Origin of the sequence: Streptomyces sp. SID3212, assembly GCF_009865405.1 — a bacterium.
Taxonomy (GTDB): Bacteria; Actinomycetota; Actinomycetes; order Streptomycetales; family Streptomycetaceae; genus Streptomyces.
Genome location: NZ_WWJY01001238.1, coordinates 1 through 17,650, shown reverse-complemented (window position 1 = coordinate 17,650; position 17,650 = coordinate 1). Strand labels below are relative to the sequence as shown.

Below are 17,650 nucleotides of genomic sequence, written 5' to 3'. Positions count from 1 at the left end.
TCAGCTCCTCTGCTCCCATAGTTGACACTCCCTCTGTGGTGTGCGTTCGGCCATCATGCCCTACTAGCAGGGGAGTTGTCAGCCCATCGTGCATGGCCGGCAGCGCCCGGTACTCCGTGCTGGACTCGAACCAGCGACCGAAGGATTAAAAGTCCTTTGCTCTACCAACTGAGCTAACGGAGTAAGTACCGCGTGAGGGATTCGAACCCCCGGCATCCGCTTTGTAGGAGCGGCGCTCTACCACTGAGCTAACGCGGCAAGAGGGCGGGTAAGTCTCCTCAGTCCTTACCCGCCCGCAATCGTCTTTCCCTGAACGCGCGACGATTAGGCGCGCTTGGAGAACCGGACTGTCGCCCGGCTGCTCAGGGGCGAAAGGTGATACGTGGGGGACGTATCACCTCAGTAGGTGAGGGTGACAACACCCTTGTCGTTCGGCAGGAGACCGGACAGCAGCTCCTCCTTGTCCTTGTCGGTGAGGCCGCCGTTCGTCCACTCCTTCTTCATGTCGGCGAGCTTGAAGCCGAAGAAGTCGCGAACGGCCTTGAGGCCACCGGGAACGCTACTCATGGTGATTCTCCTCTTGTCGAACGAACCGCTCTGTGCGCGGCCCGAATCCTTTATGAATCATGTCGTCCCGTCGCCACACGATCGTGACGACTTCTTTCGTCTTGAAGTCCACAACGCAGGTAATGCGATCACGTACGTAATAGACGCACGTACCTTTATCGTCTGGAGTGGTTATCTCCGGAGACCTCAAACACAGCGCGATCTCATCCGTGTCCAGCGCCATATCGATAGCGCGAGACAGCGCATGCTGAGTGAACGTGAACTCCACTAGACGTTGCCCGTGGACAGCCAACCACCGCGGCTGTATGCCGGCGGATCCATGCCGTATGACGGTTCCTCAGGGGCCGGGCACGTGCACTTCCCGAGCCTGTGCGCCCGCTGACGGTAGTGTCGGACCGCGGCAGCACGTCCTACCGCTTCGGTGCGCTTGATGGCTTTCAAGCGCTTTGCCGCTCCCATCCCGACATGCACGCCATCGGGATTTGAAATTACTTCATTCCATCGGGACATCAATACCCTTTCTGTCTGGGCATATGAAAGGGCGCGGCTAGTCCGTGAGGGGGATTTTGCCGCGCCCTAGTGAGACTTAGAGGAATCGAACCTCAACCCTGGGCGCCCAGGGAGTTGCCGGTAGTCTCCCCCTATTCGGTTGTTAAGCATTGGCTTTGGATTGAGCATCCTCTATTAAGGCAGCACTGCTAGCTACCGCCAACTGACGTACTGAGTAGGAACGCGAGTGATTCCTATTCCGGCCATGTCGATCCACCACGGTGCGCAATCACCTTGCCGACGCGAGTTGTAATGAACCTCGTATCCGCGCATCTCCCTGAGCGGGTGGTTGTCTCCAACGATCAACGTCAGGCCCTGTCGCTTCATGGCCAATAAATCCCGAACGAACACCCTTCCTCCCATATGTACGGATTGGTAATGATTTGAAGTGGTGCCCCAGGACCCGTGCCGTGAAGGTGGTCGGCAAGCACGGGCCCCGGAGTTGAGGGTTTCCGCAGGTCAGGAGTGAGGTGCAAAACAAGTCAAGTTCTGGAACTTCATCGGGCGTTCACACGACGAAATCGAGGCGGCGCGCAAGGACTGGACGGAGGGTCCCCGCTTCGGCGAGGTGAAGGGGTACGACGGCAGCCGCCTCCCCGCCCCGGAACTCCCGCCGGTAGCCCTGAAACCACGCGGACGAGTGCGCTGACCTGGTGTTCCGCGGTGTCGTCTCCGTGCCCAGGCCTTCGTCCGTCCCGGGAACACGGTCGACGCGAGCCAGGCAGATGCCTGGCTCGCGGGGCACGGAGGAGGCGGAGTGTCAGAAACGGAAGCCGCCGCTTGCCTCGATGCGCTGCCCGGTGATCCAGCCCGTGCCGTCGCGCACGATCGCGGCGACGGCCGACCCGATGTCGGCGGTGTCGGCGATCCGACCGAGTGCGGTCAACCCGGTGGAGGCTTCCTGGACTTCCTGGCTGGCGCGCAGGTAGCCGCCCGCGAAGTCGGTCGCGACCGGGCCGGGAGCAAGCGTGTTGACACTGATCCCGCGCTCGCCGAGTTCGACGGCCCAGTAACGGGTCAGCACCTCGACCGCGCCCTTCATGGACGCGTAGACGGCGTACGGCGCGTCGACGAACCGAGCCAAACCGGTGGAGATGTTGACCACCCGACCGCCGTCGGCGAGCAGAGGAGCGGAACCCTCTGCCGCGGTGGCGAGTGCCTGGGTGAGGAGATAGACGCCCTTGAAGTGAACCGTGTACAGCTGGTCGATCGTCTCTTCGTTCGTCGAGCCGAGGGCGGTGCTTCCCGCGAAGCCCGCGTTGTTCACCAGGACGTCGAAGGTCTGACGATCCCAGAGGCCCAGCGTCGCACGCAGAGTGCCGGCGAAGGATGCGAAGGACGCGGTCCGCGTGGAGTCGAGCTGTACCGCTTCGGCCTTGCGGCCGAGGGCGGTCACGGCATCGACCACCCCCTGGGCCTCCTCCTTGTGGGAGTTGTAGGTGAAAACCACATCGACGCCGTCATGGGCCAGCGCTTCGACGGTGGCGCGGCCCAGGCCGCGGTTTCCACCGGTGACCAGCGCGATGCGCGGAGTGGTCGTAGACATGGCATGTGCTCCTTCACGTGGATGGAACGCCGGTGACGGCGCCTCGCTCGACTGCGACGCTGGTCGCATTCCGCCACGTGAGGGAGGGGGCGTTTACCCAGGGGATGACAGCCCCTTCTTCATCGCCGGTCGGTCGCCATACTGGGATGTATGGATCTCAACGCCATGGCTACCTTCCTCCGCACCCGGCGTGACCGAGTGCGACCCGGAGACGTCGGTCTGGCAACGGGGCCCCGACGCCGGGTGCCGGGTCTGCGCCGCGATGAGGTGGCTTACCTGGCGGGGGCATCGACGGACTACTACACCCAGCTCGAACGGGGCTCGGCCCAGCCCTCGGAGCAGATGCTTGCCGTCCTCGCGCGCGCCCTGCGGCTCAGCACCGACGAGCGCGACTACCTCTTCCGCGTCGCCGGACGGCTCAGGCCTTCCGGCGGCGGACCGGCCGCGCACGTGCAGCCCGGAATGCTGGATCTGCTCGAACGGCTGGGGAACACACCGGCGATGATCATCACTGATCTGCACGTCACCCTCGTGCAGAATCCCCTCGCGCGAGCACTGCTCGGCCCTTCGCCGCAGGCCACCGGGCTGCGGGCAAGCTTTCTCTACCGGTGGTTCACCGAACCGGACAGTCGTAGGGTCTATCCCGAGGACGAGCACGACCATCACTCGGATGCCTTCGTCGCGGACTTGCGTGCCGTCGTCGGTCGCCGAGGCAAAGAGACGGACGTCGCCGAGATCGTAGACAATCTCCTGCACTACAGCGAGGAATTCACACGCCTGTGGCAGCAGCAGGATGTCGCTGTACGGCGACAAGATCGCAAGCGCATCGTGCAGGCACAACTCGGCGTCCTCGACCTGAATTGCCTGAGGCTGGAGAGCGAGGACGGTCAGCAGCGGCTGCTGTGGTTCACCGCGTCGCCCGGCAGTGAATCCGCGGAACAGCTTGAATTGCTCTCGGTCGTAGGGCTGCAGGACTTTGACCCGGAGCCGCAGCGCTGATGATCCGCGCGGTCGGACGCGCTCCAGGAGAGGACCCTCGCCGGCGGCGTCGAGACGCTGGACGACAATTCCTGGACCAACGGAAGCGATTCATCATGGTTTACGTGACCGCTCAAACGGAGCGAACAGTTCTTATCACCGGCGGCGGCTCAGGCATCGGTCTCGGCCTGGCCGAACGGTATCTTGCCGCCGGACACCGCGTCATGATTACCGGCCGCGGCTCCGCCCGGCTCGCCGCAGTGGCTGACCGCCACCCCGGCATTCTGACCTTCACCAACGACGTCGCCACTCCTGCAGGGCGGGAACAGCTGGCCGACCACGTCCGGCGGACGCTGCCGGAGCTGGACGTACTGATCAACAACGCCGGTATCCAGCGACGCGTCGGCATCGCCTCGGACCGATCACCCTGGGCCGAGGCACAGAACGAGATCGACATCCTCCTCGCGGCCCCGGTCCACCTCGGGCAGCTGCTCGTCCCGCACATGCTGGCCCACGGCCGTCCTGCGGTGCTGGTCAACGTCACATCCGGCGGGGCCTTCTTCCCGCAGCCGTTCGCGCCGCTCTACAGTGCCGGCAAGGCTGCGCTGCACAGCTACACCGTGAACCTGCGCCACGCCCTGAAAGCCACCCGTATCCGCGTGGTGGAGCTCATTCCCCCGGCGGTGGCCACGGAGCTCGCCGGCTCGGGCCAGGCGCACGGTGCGCTCCCGGACGACTTCTGCGACAGCGTGTTCCCGATGCTGGACGGCACCCACCCGGAAGTCGGCTACGGTCCGACGGCGACCCCCGAATTCGTAGAGCAGCGCGCCGCCGAACGCGGTGCCTTCGACGTCCTGTCCGGTCGCTTCGAAGTGCCGCTCTACGGTTCCGGCGGCCGGGTGGAAGCCTGAGACGCCGGAGTCCGCAAGTCGGTGTACTGCTGGCCTGCTTGCTTGATCCTGGCTGCTGAAGAGGGCGCAGTGGGCGGAAGGGTGGCAAGCGCTTCGAGTGCTGTCGACTCATGCCGTCTTGGCGCGGCTGCGATAGGCGCGTGCCGCCATCCGGGTGCTGCATGCGGTGCTGCAGTAGAGGCCTGATGAGTTGCGTGTTTTGTCGAAGAAGCCGGTATAGCAGGTGGGGTTCTTGCACATCTTGAGGCGCGGCCAGCCGCCGCGTGCGGACAGGTCCGCAGCTGCGGCGAAGAGCGCGCCGAAAGCGCCGAGGACCCCGTCCTGTGCCGGCACCAGTTGGCAGCCGGCGGCGCTGAGCCGTGGTGCGAGGGGGTAGCGAGGGGCCATGCGCTGGAGGTAGTCCTCGGCGGCGGGCAGTGCGGCTTCCCCGTCCTCGCAGCCCGAGTGCGCTCGGAAGATCATCGTGAAGGCGTCACGCAGTTCACGGGCGGCGGCCACGTCCGCGCCGGTCACTGGCGTGTCGGCGTCGGCGAGATTGGTGCCGGCCAGCCAGGCGGACAGGTCTTCGGCTCCTGCCAGGCGGTCCATGGCCCCTGCCAAGGGCGCGGTGTTGACGAATCCGAGGAGCAGGGCGGAACTGTCGCACGTGGATGGTGGGCACTGCTCCGCCCCGGTCTGCTGCATGAGTCACGTACCTCTCTCCTTGACTGGCAAGCCACGATACGCCCAACCATGCGTCATGTGCGAATGCTATTAGGTAGCGATGTTGTAGTCCGGTGGCTGTTAGACGTCATGTTCTAACGTGTTACGGTCATGCTGTAGCGACGCCGGAGCCCGGATGGGCGGGTCGTTGGGCTCACATATTCATCTGGAGGTAGTCATGTCATCACTGCTCGTGATTCTCAGCGGAGCGACGAGGTGGACACAGCAGGACGGCACGCAGCGTCCCACCGGGTTCTGGAGTGAGGAGTTCGCCGAGCCGCACAAGGCGTTCACCGAGGCAGGGGTCGAGTTGACCATCGTCACGCCCGGCGGCAGGCCGGCTGTCGTGGACGAGCTCAGCCTCACTGTGGAGGCCAACAACGGGGACGAGGAAAAGGTCGCTGAACTCCGCGCCTACCTGGAGCGGGAGGACGTGAAGAAGCTGCTCGCCGCGCCCGGGCGGCTCGAGGACGTCGATCCCTCTGCGTTCGACGGGGTCTTCATCCCCGGTGGCCACGGTCCGATGCAGGACCTCGCCGTCAACGAGGACGTCGCCCGGGTCCTGCAAACCCTGCTCCCCGACCAGTCCAAGGTTGTCGCCGGGCTCTGCCACGGCCAGGCGGCCTTCCTGCCCGCCGGCGACGACGAGGGGCAGTGGCTGTTCAAGGGACGCCGCCTGACCTCCTTCACCGACGAGGAGGAGACACAGACCGGCCTTGCGGCCAACGCCCCCTGGCTCATCGGCAGTCGCCTCAAGGCCGCCGGGGCCGACTTCGTGCCCGGCCAGGCCTGGGCCTCTCACGTGGTCGTCGACGGCAACCTCGTGACCGGTCAGAATCCCGCCTCGGCCGCCGCCGCGGCACAGGCCGTCCTGAAGGAACTCGCCGCCCGCGCCTTGGTCGCGTGACAATTCGACTGTGAGGGCTCGCGGCACACCCGCCGTATAGCTCCGGCTGTGGTACGAGGAGGCCGAACTCCGTGTTCCACCGCCGCGCACGTCAGCCCGTGGACGCGAAACCTACATCGCCCCCACGGGCTGACGTGCTTGCATCGTGCCCTGTGTGGTGTTGGCTCGTTGGTCGAAGGCGCCGGGACGCAGGACACGCCTGACGAGACGCTGTTCGCCGTAGTCATCTATGTCCTGGTCAGCGGCTGCGCCTGGCGGGCATCGCGGCCGTGCCTCGAGATGTAGAAGTCGACGGCCCACCGTAGACCCTGATCTGGTCCAGAGCCGGCCGGGGGGCTCCACGAGGAGATCCTTTTCGGCCGAGCACGGGTGCCGGCAGTGGTCACAACTGGCGGTGCCGGCCGGATACCTGCAGAAGAGCAACGTGGGCCGGGCCTTTGCCGGGCGCGGAGTAGGTGCGCTCCTGCGGCGGTGGATGGTCTCGTGTGCCGCCCGGTCGGGAGCCGAGGTCGTGTGCGGCAGAGTGCGGACAGATAATCCCACTCTGTTCGTTTACCACATCCGGCAGGGATGGAAGCACGTAGGAACAGCGACCGTGAACAGGGCAGGTGTCCTGATCGAAACGGCCGCTCACGCCCCCGGTCCCACCTGTGCCCCGGCGGCGAACTCGTCCTGGTCTTTCAACACCTGGCTCAGCCCCACCGGACCACCTCGACATCTCGCGTCTCAGGCGATGCCGACCGGGCGGCAGGTGCGGAGAACCCGGCTCGGGTGGGGCAGCGCACAGGGTTCGATTCTCCCGCGCGATCGACGACGCCACTCGTACGCATCGCACTCGCCGGCGCGATCGTGCTGGACCCGTTCGCCGGCAGCGGCCCCCTCGCCCCGTACCGGCGCTGACCAGAACGCCCTACGGGCGCGGCGGCATCTCCCTGACCGTCCAGCCGCCCCTGACCAGGTGCTCAAGAAACGCCCAAGGTTCCAACAAGGTCGGTCGGAGACGCTGGAGCAACAAAGAAGGTGGTGAGTACAAGACCTGACCTGCACTCACCACGCGTGAGGCCGAAAGAAGACGGAGAAGCGACGTGAAGCACAAGAGCCTGACCGCCCTGTCCGCCCTCGTTCTGGGTGCCGGCATAGCTTTGCTGCCGGCCGGAACCGCCAACGCCAAAGACGCCTCGCTCGGCCAAAATCGTGCCTTCCACAGCCCCGACGGCACGGAACTGACCATCTGCGACGGCGAAGACGATGGCCGCTCAGTATGGGCCGGGCTCTACCTTGTCGGCTCAAGCACGTACTACACGGCCTCTGTCCAGTACGGAGAGGACACCAGTGGCGTGGACTGCACCACGTATTACTTCGACAGCCCCATGAGTAATCTCAGGGTGGTAGAGGACGTTCCCAATACGTCCACCAATTCCTACGGGGCATGGCACAACTACCCGGTGGCGGGAAACTGAGCCGGGGTCCGGCAGCCAGCGCGGTGCTGGTGCGGTAGGGCAACGTCACCGAACCGGTGGGCGCGATGGTCATCCCCGCCCAGCGTGGCGGCGAGCTGTACGTGAACGGCCGGGCGCTCACCCGGCAGTATGCCGACGAGCTGCGGACGAGTGTGCCGGAGCTGTCTTTCGACCTCGACCGGCTCCAGGTAATGCGCGCGGAGTGGCTGGACGCCCCGCCCGAGGACCGCACCCTCGCACCGACCGGCGCCTGCGCCGACCCCAACTGCCTCACCCCGCACTGAGCTTGTTGTTCAACGTCCGCCGTCGCGTCCAGCGAGCTCGGATGCCCAGGGCTTGACCGGCCTTTCGGGTTATTCGCCGTCTTCTGCCGCGCGGTGCGTCGTCGGCCGGGGCGGGGCCGTGCTGACGCCGCCGGACAGACGGTGGCCCTGGTGCGCGGTCCGTCCGTTTCCCGGCGTCCCGAAGTGAGGTGGTTGACGTGATCAGTGTTCGATCCGCGCGCGGCCGGCTTGACGTCGGCCGAGGTCTCGATGGCGCCTGAGGTCATCTGTGGCGGGAAGACCGCCACGATCGTGGGCCCCGAGGCCGGGGAGACCCTGCGCCCGGCGCCCGGCAACGACGTGATCGCCGCGCTGGGAGGGGACGACACCATCCAGCTCACGGCCGGGGACGCCACAGGGCGGGGTACCGATGCCATCTGTCTCGGCGAGGGCAAGGACATCCTCAAGGGCGTCCACAGCGACATGCTGACGGTCTACGGCGGGAACGGCGAGGACACGGTCAACATCGGCATCGGCAAGATCCTCACCGTCCACGGGGAGGACGGCAACGACGACCTCTACGCCTTGGGCGGCCCCAAAGCAAAGGTCAAGGTGTCCCTGTACGGAGCGGCGGGCAACGACACGATCAAGGCTGACCTGGGCGGCATCCCCGGCTGGGGCGGCGAGGGCGACGACACCCTCGCCCCCGGGAAGCTGTCGTGGTCCGCGCTCACCTTCCACGGCGGGGCCGGGCAAGGGCACCCTGACCGGCGGGAACTTCGGCGACGCCCTCTACGGCGACGACGGCAACGACCGCATCTGCCGCGACTGGCCCAAGTGCCCCACCGAGTGCGGCGAAGGAAACGCGGCCGGCGCGGACACCCGTTCGCGAGGCCCGCGTCGATGCGCACCAGACTTCCGTCGATGCCCTTCCACGGGTTCGCGCCGTCACAGGTGTCTTGGCGGGTAACGGGCCAAGGACGCGCAAGGCCGGGAAGCTTCGGCCGAAAGGGCTGTCCCCTCGACGAGGGATCGACATCACCTGTGACCTGTGCGGGGACGATCGGAGGCGGGCAGAGCGCTGTCACCGTGACCAGTCGTCACTTCTTCGGCGGGCAGGCCGAGCATGCGCAGGACCAGCTCGGCTGTCCCTTCTCCCGCTGTGGCCTCGAGGTCGTTGGTGGCTCCGAGCTGGACGAGCGCTAGTACGATGCCGCCTACGGCTCCGAGAGTGACCTGGGTGTCCTTGATGTCGAAGCGCCCGGACGCCTTTCCGGCCTCCAGGTCGCGCAGGGCCTGAGGGCCGAGGCCGGTTCCGCTGTGGACGTGCTGGAGTCCGCGGAAGCGGAGGATCCCGGTGATCTCCGGGTGGCTGGCTGCGAGTTGCAGCGTGAGGCGGACGCCGGCGGCGAAGGTCTCGGCCGTGTCCTCGATCTCCGCCGTTGCGGCGTCCAGCAACTGTCCGTACTCCTCCAAGGCATCGGCGACCGCCGCGTCGAAGAGAGCGTCCTTGGTCTCGAAGTGGTTGTAGAAGGTCCCGAAGCCGACGTCCGCGCGGTCGGCGATCGGCTGAATGCTGACGTCCGTGTTGCCTTGCTCGGCCATGACCTGGCGGGCGGCGCCGATGAGGGCCTGGCGGGTCATGGCTCGCCGACGCTCGAAGCGGTTCGCGGGCTGGGTGGTCGGGTGTCGCATGAGTGGATTGTGGTCGGCGGCAGAACTGATGAGGTCATCAATCCATCAGTATGATGAAATTCTCAGAACTGATCAATCGAGGCTCTCCGCTCGCCTGTCGGCACATCCGTCGGCTCGCCCGGCGGGCGCCGCACCACAGGAGGTTCCATGTCCTCGCCCCGCCACTTGCTACGACGCCGCATCGTGGTGCTCGCGGCAGCCGTCGCCATCGGGGGTGCCCTTGCGTCTCCCCTGATTGACAGCGCCGTCGCCAGCCACGCTGAGCGCAAGATCGCGACAGCCTTCCAGGAGGCCACCGGCACCCCGCAGGAGCCCGACGTGACGGTCCACGGCTTCCCGGTGCTGAAGCAGGTCGCGCGGGGTCGATTCGACCGGGTCGACATCGCCGCCCAGGGCATCCCCGCCGATTCCCGGAGGCCGCTGCCGATCAGTCGACTGGACGTTGCGATGGACGGGGTGACCGCCTCCGCCGACGCGCGGGCCGCCCGCGCACGCGCGGCGTCCGCGACCGCATACGTCTCCTACAAGGACCTGTCCCGGACCTTGGGGCTCGATGTGGGCCCCGCAACCGCCCCTGGCCGGGTCCAAGGGAGCCTGCTGCTCCCTTTCGGTGAGACGGTAACGGTCACCGCGACCGTCAAGATCGGCCATGGCAACGCCATCGCATTCGAGAACGTGAAGATCACGGGCGTCTCGCTTCCCGCCGGCATGCGCGAGACCCTCGCCGGGGCCTTCGAGCACCCCGTCCCGCTGCGCAACCTTCCGGCGGGACTCCACCTGACCTCGCTGACCACCGGGCAGCAAGGCCTTGAGGCCCGCTTCGACGGACAGAACGTGGCCTTCCAGCCCTCCGGTGAAGGCGCCTGACGCCGACGAACGCAGCGCCCGCTCTTCCCTCGGGCGCCCCTTCAAGGCCGTCTCCGGTCGGCCGTACGGCCCTCGCGCGTCCGCGCCTTGAGCCTCCTTGTCGTCCCCGGTTCGGGGTCGGAATCACCTCTGCCTCGGGTTCGTCCACACCTCCCCGAGCGCGAAAGCCTGCCCGGCCTGGAAGGGCCCAGCGTGTACCGGTTCCGACCCTGCGCGCGCCGCCCCGCCCGTGCCGTCGTCCGGTGCCCATGACGCATCCGATACTCAAGGGCGGGGGCGCCGCCTCGAGCGCCCCGTGCAGGTCAACCGGCGCACCCCCTAACGGAATTGATGAAACGATCAGTTACGATCCCTTCATCATCCGGGTGGCTGGAAGTGAGACCGGGCCGCCCACCGCTCCTATGACAGGAAAGTCATGACCTCTCCCACCCGGCGGCGGACCCTCCTGGGACTCGGCACCACCCTGGCGGCCGGACTGTTCGGAGTCACAGCACCCGCCTCGGCGCAATCCACTGACCCCGCGGAGCCGGAACAGGAGGCCGCCGACTCGGCCGTCGTCGGTGCCAAGGTGGATGTCCACTCCCACTACCTCACACCCACCTACCGCCAGGCGCTCCTCGACTCCGGCAACAGCCGGCCCGACGGCATGTCCTCCATCCCTGACTGGAGTCCGGAAGGAGCTCTGCGACTGATGACAACGACCGGGGTGGCTCATGCCATGCTGTCGATCTCGTCTCCGGGCGTCTCCCTGGGCGACGCGGCGGAGAACCGGCGACTGGCGCGATCGGTCAACGAGGAGGGCGCACAGATCGTCGCCGACCATCCCACCCGGTTCGGCCTGCTCGCCTCACTGCCCCTGCCCGACGTCGAGGCCGCTGTTGCCGAGGCCCGGTACGCTCTGGACCAGCTGAAGGCTGACGGCATCACCCTGGAAACCAACTACCACGGCGTCTACCTCAGCGACGAGCAGTTCGACCCGCTGATGGCCGAACTCCACGAGCGCCAGGCGGTGGTGCTGCTGCACCCCACCTCGCCCGCCTGCTTCGAGGAGACCAGCTTCGGACGCCCGCGCCCGATGGTCGAGTTCCTCTTCGACACCACCCGAACCGTCACCGAGCTCGTCCTGCGCGGCGTGATGGACACGTACCCGGGCATCCGGTTCGTCATCCCTCACGCCGGAGCGGCGCTGCCTGTCCTGGCCGACCGTATTGCCGCCTTCGCCCTGGAGGGGCAGGTGGACGTCAACGTGATGGATGCCTTCCGGCGTTTGCACTACGACGTCGCAGGCTTCTCCGCCACCCGTGCTGTGCCGGCGCTCCTGAAGATCACCGATTCACAGCATCTGCTGTACGGCAGCGACTACCCCTTCACCAGCGCCCCCGTCGTCACGGCGCAGGCCCTTGCACTGGAGGTGGGCGGAGCACTGACTGCGAGTCAGAAGGAGCAGATGTTCTCCTTGAACGCTCGCGAACTCTTCCCGCGCCTGTCCCAGGTGCCCGCCGCCTGACACGCGCCAGTCCCTCGGGCCCTGCCGATGAAGCCGCGGCAGGGCCCGAGGGACTGTCCATCCGACGCCTGGCGGACGCTGCTGCGGGTGTTGCCTCCCAGCTTCGCCGGACAGGAGGTTCCGTGCATCGAGGTTGCCGTCGGTGCTCGGACGCCTTTTTGGCGGTACCCGCCTCCCCGCCCCGAGCGGAACGCCCGACCGATCCCTTCTCTCAGTGGTCCGAGGGCGGGGCCGGATCGGGCTTTGGTGTCATGGGGGGTGCGAAGGCCGGGAGGGTTGTGGGAGCGAGGGTTCGCAGGCGGGGCCAGTCGGGGGAGCTGACGAGAGCAGCCGCCTTCCTCATGGTGGCGTGGCTGACGGTGTCGGCCACCTCTCTGCCGGTGCCCAAGTCCTTGGCCCTGACGTGCAGTACGCCGTTGGCGTCGAAGTCGGCGCTCACCTCGATACGGAACACGCTCGGGGGAGCGTGCGGAATCCGGTCCATCTCCAGCACCGCGAGGGTCCTGTTCTCCGCCGGGTCGTCCTCCTCGCCCTCCACGAAGTGCAACACCACCGTGCTCTGGTCGTCCGCGCTCGTGGTGAACGTTTCGCTGCCCCTCACGGGGAGTGTGGTGTTCCGTCTGATCAGCTTCTCCACGGTCTCCCCCCGTACCTCGACGCCGATCGAGGAGGAAGTGACGTCGAGGAGGAACACGTCCTTGACCCGGCCGGAGAGGACGCCGCCCTGAAGTGCGGCGCCGGTGACGATCCCCTCCGGGATGAGCCCGCGATAGGGCTCGCGTCCGCCGGTGAGCCGCCGTACGAGTCCTCCTACCGCCGGCATCCGGGTGGCACCGCCCGTCAGGATCACCAGGTCGATGTCGTGGAGCGGAACCCCGGCGTCGCGGACGGCCTGTTCGACGGGTCTGCGACAGCGTTCCAGGAGGTCCCGCGTGAGGGTCTCGAACTCCTCGCGGGTCAGGGTCTCCTCCAGGTGCAGCGGACCGTGCGGACCGGACGCGAGGTAGGGCAGGACGACGGTGGCGGTCCTCGCCGACGACAGTTCGACCTTCGCCGCCTCGGCCGCCTCCTGCAGCCGCTGCATCGCCCGTACGTCGTGCGTCACTTCCGTCCCGTACCGGTCCCGCACCCGCCGTACGAGATGCTGGACGACACGCCGGTCCCAGTCGTCCCCGCCGAGGTGGTTGTCGCCTCCGGTCGCCTTGACCTCGACGACGCCGTCGCCGACCTCGATGAGCGAGACGTCCAGAGTGCCGCCGCCGAGATCGAAGATGAGGACACGGGCGTCCGCCTCCTTGCTCAGGCCGTACGTCACCGCGGCGGCGGTGGGTTCGTTGACCATCCGGACGATGTGGAGCCCCGCCTCCTCGCCGGCCCGGACCAGCGCCGCCCGCTGGTCGAGGCCGAAGTTCGCCGGGACGGTCAGTACGGCCCCGCCGAGCGGGCCGCCGAGGTAGGCCTCGGCGTCCTCGCGCAGGCGGGCGAGGATCAGCTGGGCGACCTTCTCCGCCGTCAGCCGTACGCTGCCGCGGGTGATGCCCCAGTCCGTACCCAGCTTCAGCTTGGCGGACCGCACTGTGTAATCGGGATTGGTGACGGCCTGCCGCTTGGCGGGCGTGCCCACGAGGATCGTGCCCTCGGCGGTGACGGCCACCAGGCTCGGGGTGGTGAGTGCTCCTTCGGGGTTGGGGATCAGCCGGACGTCCTCCCCCTCGAAGACGCCGATCGCCGAGTTGGTCGTACCGAAGTCGATACCGACGTACGGCGAGGCGGTCGCGTTCGGCCGGCGCTCCGCCGGGCGGGGCGGGCGGGGCGCTCGCGCCGTGGGAATCTCGCCGAGTCCGCGCCCGTGCCACAACTCCCTTGCCTGGCGTGCGACTTCACGATCCTCGTCCGCGATCAGGCCCAGGAGGGCCGCCCGGGCCGCGTCGCGGGTCGGTTCGCGGACGCTGCCCAGGAGGTGGGCGACCAGGTGCAGGGCGCCGATCCGCTTCCAGGCCTGTACGTCGACCACCGCGGCGCGCATCTCGGCGAGCCGGTCGACGTCGCCGTGGCGGGCGCTGCGGGCCAGGTAGATAGTGCCCTGGGCGCTGTCCACACTGAGTGTCGGTGTCTGGCCCGCGATGCGCCGCCGTACCTGCTCGTGCACGTAGTCGTACAGCTCGTCGACCGACACGAGCCCGTCGCCGTCCAGGTCGGCCGAGCCGTCGCGCAGGCCGTTGACCACGGCCGACGTGAAGACGGACGGCTGCGCGGGGGTGCGGCTGTAGCGGACGTCCCGCTCGTTCTCGTGGGCGTACTGGAGGGCGGTGGACGCGGTGAGGACGACCCGGCCGTTGCCCGCGAAGGGCTCGGCGACGTCGACCGTGGGAGTGCCCGCTTCCCGGCGCAGCGCGCCCAGGGCGAACGCCCCGCTGTAGCAGCAGTCGAGCAGGACGACGATGCGCCGGGAGCGGCTCTCGCCCATCCAGCCGGCGACCGTTTCCGCGGAGACGGCGGTGGAGCCGGGGTAGTCGCGCTCGGTGTCGCGCATGACGAAGTGCAGGCGGTTGCGGATGTCCTTCCAGCCGTGCAGGGAGAGGTGCAGGAGCAGCAGGTCGTCCGGTTTCGCCCGGGTGAAGAAGGATTCGAGCGCGCGCATCGCCGTGCGCTGTCCGACGTCGGCCAGTGTCTCGACGGAGAAGCCGCCGATCTCCGCGTCACCGAGCACCCGCGCCAGTTCGGCCGCGTCAGCGGCCGCCGCCGGGAGCGGGGCGAAGTGTTCGTCGTCGTAACGGCTGTTGGCGATGATCAGAGCCCGGCTCGCCACCGCGGCTCACTTCCCGTGGCGGCGGAGGAAATCCTCCAGTGCGCGCTTCCGCATCTCGTCGGTGGTGGCGGTCAGTTCGATCTCGTCGTCGCCGATCTTGATGCGGATGGTGCCCGACCGGCGCCGGTTCAGCCAGTCCTGTACGAGACCGACGAGCACCGGGAGCAGCGCGCCGCCGCCGCCCAGGCCGATGACCAGCGCGCCCAGCTCCACGGCGCCGGAGCCGCGGGTGCCCGGCGGCGGTGGGAGGGGCGAAGGGGCCCGCTCGATGCTCGCGAGGTCGAGTTGGCTCAACTCCGCCAACAGGTACTGGAGTTGCTCCTCCGCGTACTCCCGATCACCGTCCCCGGTGTCGAGCACCAGCCGGACGGGACTTCCCTCGACCGCCACCATGCCTCCCCGTTCATGTGCGCAGGCGGCAACTTTATCCGCCTCGGGGCGAGTTGGTGCCGTACGGCCGTGATCGCCCCCGGCTCAGACGGTGTCGAGCTCCGCGCGTTCGCCGTCGGTGAGTGTGAGGTCGACCGCCGCCGCCGAGTCGCGTGCGGTCTCGGGGCGGGTGGAGCCCGGGATGGGGATGACGACGGGGGACGAGGCGAGCATCCAGGCCAGGACCACCTGCTGGGGGCTCACGCCGTGTGCCTGGGCGACGCGGTTGAAGCGGTCGTGGGTGGGGGTGCCGGCGTCGGAGCGGGAGACGCCGCGCATCGGGCCCCAGGGCAGGAACGCGATGCCCATGGAGTGGCAGAGTGCCCGTTCGGCTTCGCTGGAGCGGAACGCGGGGGAGAACTGGTTCTGTACGGCGACGAGGCGTCCGTCCAGGACGCTGTGGGCGAGTTCGATCTCCGCGGTGTTGGCGTTGGAGACGCCGGCCATCCGGATCTTGCCGGCGTCGAGCAGGTCGCGGAGGGCGCCGACGGAGTCCTCGTAGGGCACGTCCTGGTCCGTCTGGTGCAGGAAGTACAGGTCGATCGCCTCGACGCCCAGCCGGGCGAGTGAGCCCTCGCAGGCGGCTTTGATGTGCTCGGGGCGCCCGTCGACCGGCCAGATGTACGGGCCGGGGTTGAGGTCGGGCCGCGTGTGACCGCCCTTGGAGGAGACGAGCACGTCCGACCCGCCGCTGTGGGAGGCCAGCGCCTTGGCGATCAGTCTCTCGTTGTGCCCGACCTCGTCGTGCCCCGCGAGGTGGTAGGAGTCCGCGGTGTCGATGAGGGTCATGCCGGCGTCGATCGCCGCGTGGATGGTGGCGATCGCCCGCGCTTCGTCGGGCCGGCCCTCGATCGACAGGTTCATGCCGCCGAGCCCTACGGCACTGACCTCGGTGTCACCGATCTGGCGTGTCTGCACGGCCGGCCCGTCCTTTCTGGGGGAGATGTGTTTGATGAGGCTTTTGCGCCTGACTCTAGGGCCGGCTCCCCGGTTTCGCCTCGTACGGACGGGCCGTGTCGGGGCGGCGCCGTGTGGCGCCGCCCCGACCGGCGATCCGGCCGACGATCCGGGGCGGCTGACGCCGCCCCGCCCGTTCGCTCAGCCGGCCGTGACCCGCACGCCGTCGATCACCCAGTACCAGTTGTTGCTCCCCGTGTAGCGGAACCGGAAGCTGACACTGGTCGCTCCGGGCGGGACGGGCAGGGTCAGGGACTGGGGCTGGGAGATGACGTCCGTGGTGTACGACCTGGCGGCGACGGGGGTGCCGCCGTTCCAGGAGGCGAGGATCTGCGCGCTCTGGCTGCCCTCCTGGCGGTAGAAGGTGGTGAAGTCGAGCCGGACGGTCGCGCTGCCGCCGACCGCGTACGCCGGGGTGACCAGCGTGGAGTCGTACGTACCGGAGAAGGACTTGTCGGCCCACTCGTCGGAGTCGGCGACCGCGAATACGCCCCGCGCGCGCACGTTCAGTTCGCGGGACTGGTCACGCTGTGACCGGCTCCAGAACTCGTCGGTGGCGAACGACCAGCCGCGCCACTCGGTCATGCCGCCGGTGCCCATCGCGGTGTTGATGACGGACCACCCGCCGGGCGCCGTGTGGGTGAAGCCGATGATCCCGGCCGGAATCCCCGTCTCGTCGACCCGCCCGGAGAGGGAGGGGTACAGGGTGTCGAAGGGATCACCCGACCGTTCCTGTACGGGCTTGCCGTCCAGGCCCCACGCGGGGTCGGGCGCGATGCCCAGCTGCTTGAACACGGTCGCGGCGACATCCACCAGGCGGGTGTCCACGGGGCGCACGCCGGCGGCGATCCCGGGGCCCTGGGCGAGGACGAACGTACGCCGTTCCTCGATGGTGCTGCCGCCGTGCCCGCCCGGGTCCGTGTGGCCGTGGTCGGTGGTGACGATGACGGTCCACCGCTCGGAGGCGTACGCCGGGCGGGCCTTCACCGCCGCGAGCAGCCGGCCGACGTAGCCGTCCTGGACGTCGATCGCGTTCAGGTAGGCCGTACTGCCGGCGCCGGAGCCGTGGGCGACGATGTCGGTGTTGCCGAAGTAGACGAAGACGACGTCGGGGTTCTGGTTCCGCAGGACCGCCTCGGTCTCCGCGGCGATGGTGGCGTCGTGGCCCGGGTATCCGTCGGCGTCACCGTCGAGGACGAGGGTGGCGTCGGCGCCGGGAGTGACGGTGCCCTGGGCGTGCAGGGGCTTCCAGTCGACGGCGGCGTACGTGGAGAGCTGGGGGCGCACCTGGGCCAGGCGGGCCAGGAAGCCCGGGTAGGTGCCGTAGTTCTTGCCGGTGAAGGTGTTGTCCTTGACGCCGTGCTTGTCGGGCCAGACTCCGGTGGAGACGGTCGACCAGCCGGGTCCCGACGAGGTGGCCGCCATCGGAGGGGCGTACAGCAGGGACGTGCCGTACGTGCCGTTCGCCATCAGGGACTTGAGGTGCGGGGCCTTGGCGGCGGT

15 protein-coding genes, 2 tRNA genes and 2 pseudogenes are annotated in these 17,650 nt (G+C 68.1%); 9 read left to right on the top strand and 10 right to left on the bottom strand.

Going from position 1 to position 17,650, the window contains the following annotated elements:
* Positions 1-110 precede the first annotated feature (110 nt).
* The 3 genes from GT042_RS36750 to GT042_RS36740 all read right to left on the bottom strand — a co-directional run bounded on the left by GT042_RS36750 (position 111) and on the right by GT042_RS36740 (position 567).
* Positions 111-183: transfer RNA gene (locus GT042_RS36750), tRNA-Lys, on the bottom strand.
* A gap of 3 nt (positions 184-186) precedes the next feature.
* Positions 187-258 (bottom strand) — tRNA-Val (locus tag GT042_RS36745).
* A gap of 141 nt (positions 259-399) precedes the next feature.
* Positions 400-567: a hypothetical protein gene (locus GT042_RS36740; RefSeq protein ID WP_161312997.1), complete on the bottom strand. Its 168-nt coding sequence runs from the start codon at positions 565-567 to the stop codon at positions 400-402.
* A gap of 1,024 nt (positions 568-1,591) precedes the next feature.
* Between GT042_RS36740 and GT042_RS36735 the strand changes: the two are divergent.
* A pseudogene (locus tag GT042_RS36735) lies at positions 1,592-1,765 on the top strand (pirin family protein); the annotation flags it as partial.
* Positions 1,766-1,876: 111 nt separating this feature from the next.
* Here the strand turns inward: GT042_RS36735 and GT042_RS36730 are convergent.
* Positions 1,877-2,662: an SDR family oxidoreductase gene (locus GT042_RS36730; protein WP_161312996.1), complete on the bottom strand. Its 786-nt coding sequence runs from the start codon at positions 2,660-2,662 to the stop codon at positions 1,877-1,879.
* A 150-nt stretch (positions 2,663-2,812) separates the two neighbouring features.
* Here GT042_RS36730 and GT042_RS36725 point away from each other — a divergent pair, with 150 nt between their 5' ends.
* Both GT042_RS36725 and GT042_RS36720 read left to right on the top strand, forming a co-directional pair.
* Positions 2,813-3,661, top strand: a complete 849-nt coding sequence (locus tag GT042_RS36725; RefSeq protein ID WP_161312995.1) for a helix-turn-helix domain-containing protein — start codon at positions 2,813-2,815, stop codon at positions 3,659-3,661.
* Positions 3,662-3,756: 95 nt separating this feature from the next.
* Entirely contained in the window at positions 3,757-4,551 is a 795-nt protein-coding gene (locus tag GT042_RS36720; RefSeq protein WP_161312994.1) for an SDR family NAD(P)-dependent oxidoreductase, read from the top strand.
* Between the two features lie 108 nt (positions 4,552-4,659).
* On the opposite strand, the gene GT042_RS36715 is transcribed toward GT042_RS36720, so the two are convergent.
* Positions 4,660-5,235 carry a CGNR zinc finger domain-containing protein gene (locus tag GT042_RS36715; RefSeq protein WP_161312993.1) on the bottom strand — a complete coding sequence of 192 codons (576 nt, stop codon included), beginning with the start codon at positions 5,233-5,235 and terminating at the stop codon, positions 4,660-4,662.
* A gap of 196 nt (positions 5,236-5,431) precedes the next feature.
* Here GT042_RS36715 and GT042_RS36710 point away from each other — a divergent pair, with 196 nt between their 5' ends.
* The 4 genes and pseudogenes from GT042_RS36710 to GT042_RS36700 all read left to right on the top strand — a co-directional run bounded on the left by GT042_RS36710 (position 5,432) and on the right by GT042_RS36700 (position 7,904).
* A complete protein-coding gene (locus GT042_RS36710) occupies positions 5,432-6,160 on the top strand; it encodes a type 1 glutamine amidotransferase domain-containing protein (RefSeq protein ID WP_161312992.1) in 729 nt (242 codons plus the stop codon).
* A gap of 174 nt (positions 6,161-6,334) precedes the next feature.
* A pseudogene (locus GT042_RS38525) lies at positions 6,335-6,514 on the top strand (IS5/IS1182 family transposase); the annotation flags it as partial.
* Positions 6,515-7,245: 731 nt separating this feature from the next.
* Positions 7,246-7,620 carry a hypothetical protein gene (locus tag GT042_RS36705; RefSeq protein ID WP_161312991.1) on the top strand — a complete coding sequence of 125 codons (375 nt, stop codon included), beginning with the start codon at positions 7,246-7,248 and terminating at the stop codon, positions 7,618-7,620.
* Positions 7,621-7,685: 65 nt separating this feature from the next.
* The gene (locus tag GT042_RS36700) at positions 7,686-7,904 is read left to right on the top strand and encodes a hypothetical protein (RefSeq protein ID WP_237531558.1); all 219 of its coding nucleotides are present in this window, start codon (positions 7,686-7,688) and stop codon (positions 7,902-7,904) included.
* 1,017 nt (positions 7,905-8,921) lie between these two features.
* Here GT042_RS36700 and GT042_RS36695 read toward each other — a convergent pair.
* Complete coding sequence (locus tag GT042_RS36695) at positions 8,922-9,578, bottom strand: TetR/AcrR family transcriptional regulator (protein WP_161312990.1); 657 nt, start codon at positions 9,576-9,578, stop codon at positions 8,922-8,924.
* A 147-nt stretch (positions 9,579-9,725) separates the two neighbouring features.
* On the opposite strand from GT042_RS36695, the gene GT042_RS36690 reads away from it, so the two are divergent.
* Positions 9,726-10,445 carry a DUF2993 domain-containing protein gene (locus GT042_RS36690; protein ID WP_161312989.1) on the top strand — a complete coding sequence of 240 codons (720 nt, stop codon included), beginning with the start codon at positions 9,726-9,728 and terminating at the stop codon, positions 10,443-10,445.
* Between the two features lie 415 nt (positions 10,446-10,860).
* Entirely contained in the window at positions 10,861-11,952 is a 1,092-nt protein-coding gene (locus GT042_RS36685) for an amidohydrolase family protein (protein WP_161312988.1), read from the top strand.
* A gap of 211 nt (positions 11,953-12,163) precedes the next feature.
* On the opposite strand, the gene GT042_RS36680 is transcribed toward GT042_RS36685, so the two are convergent.
* The 4 genes from GT042_RS36680 to GT042_RS36665 all read right to left on the bottom strand — a co-directional run.
* Positions 12,164-14,761 carry an Hsp70 family protein gene (locus GT042_RS36680; RefSeq protein WP_345944057.1) on the bottom strand — a complete coding sequence of 866 codons (2,598 nt, stop codon included), beginning with the start codon at positions 14,759-14,761 and terminating at the stop codon, positions 12,164-12,166.
* A 6-nt stretch (positions 14,762-14,767) separates the two neighbouring features.
* Positions 14,768-15,154 (bottom strand): hypothetical protein, encoded by a 387-nt coding sequence (locus tag GT042_RS36675; protein ID WP_161312987.1) that lies wholly within the window; start codon positions 15,152-15,154, stop codon positions 14,768-14,770.
* A gap of 81 nt (positions 15,155-15,235) precedes the next feature.
* Positions 15,236-16,108, bottom strand: coding sequence for an aldo/keto reductase (locus GT042_RS36670; RefSeq protein WP_161312986.1), 873 nt, complete (start codon positions 16,106-16,108; stop codon positions 15,236-15,238).
* A 180-nt stretch (positions 16,109-16,288) separates the two neighbouring features.
* Positions 16,289-17,650: alkaline phosphatase family protein (locus GT042_RS36665; RefSeq protein WP_161312985.1), on the bottom strand; the 1,362-nt coding region annotated here is incomplete at its 5' end.

Excerpts from the sequence above, each read along its gene's own strand:
- GT042_RS36740 (WP_161312997.1), bottom strand. The coding sequence starts at position 567 with ATGAGTAGCGTTCCCGGTGGCCTCAAGGCCGTTCGCGACTTCTTCGGC.
- GT042_RS36730 (WP_161312996.1), bottom strand. The coding sequence starts at position 2,662 with ATGTCTACGACCACTCCGCGCATCGCGCTGGTCACCGGTGGAAACCGC.
- GT042_RS36725 (WP_161312995.1), top strand. The coding sequence starts at position 2,813 with ATGGATCTCAACGCCATGGCTACCTTCCTCCGCACCCGGCGTGACCGA.
- GT042_RS36720 (WP_161312994.1), top strand. The coding sequence starts at position 3,757 with ATGGTTTACGTGACCGCTCAAACGGAGCGAACAGTTCTTATCACCGGC.
- GT042_RS36715 (WP_161312993.1), bottom strand. The coding sequence starts at position 5,235 with ATGCAGCAGACCGGGGCGGAGCAGTGCCCACCATCCACGTGCGACAGT.
- GT042_RS36710 (WP_161312992.1), top strand. The coding sequence starts at position 5,432 with ATGTCATCACTGCTCGTGATTCTCAGCGGAGCGACGAGGTGGACACAG.
- GT042_RS36700 (WP_237531558.1), top strand. The coding sequence starts at position 7,686 with ATGGTCATCCCCGCCCAGCGTGGCGGCGAGCTGTACGTGAACGGCCGG.
- GT042_RS36695 (WP_161312990.1), bottom strand. The coding sequence starts at position 9,578 with ATGCGACACCCGACCACCCAGCCCGCGAACCGCTTCGAGCGTCGGCGA.
- GT042_RS36690 (WP_161312989.1), top strand. The coding sequence starts at position 9,726 with ATGTCCTCGCCCCGCCACTTGCTACGACGCCGCATCGTGGTGCTCGCG.
- GT042_RS36685 (WP_161312988.1), top strand. The coding sequence starts at position 10,861 with ATGACCTCTCCCACCCGGCGGCGGACCCTCCTGGGACTCGGCACCACC.
- GT042_RS36675 (WP_161312987.1), bottom strand. The coding sequence starts at position 15,154 with ATGGTGGCGGTCGAGGGAAGTCCCGTCCGGCTGGTGCTCGACACCGGG.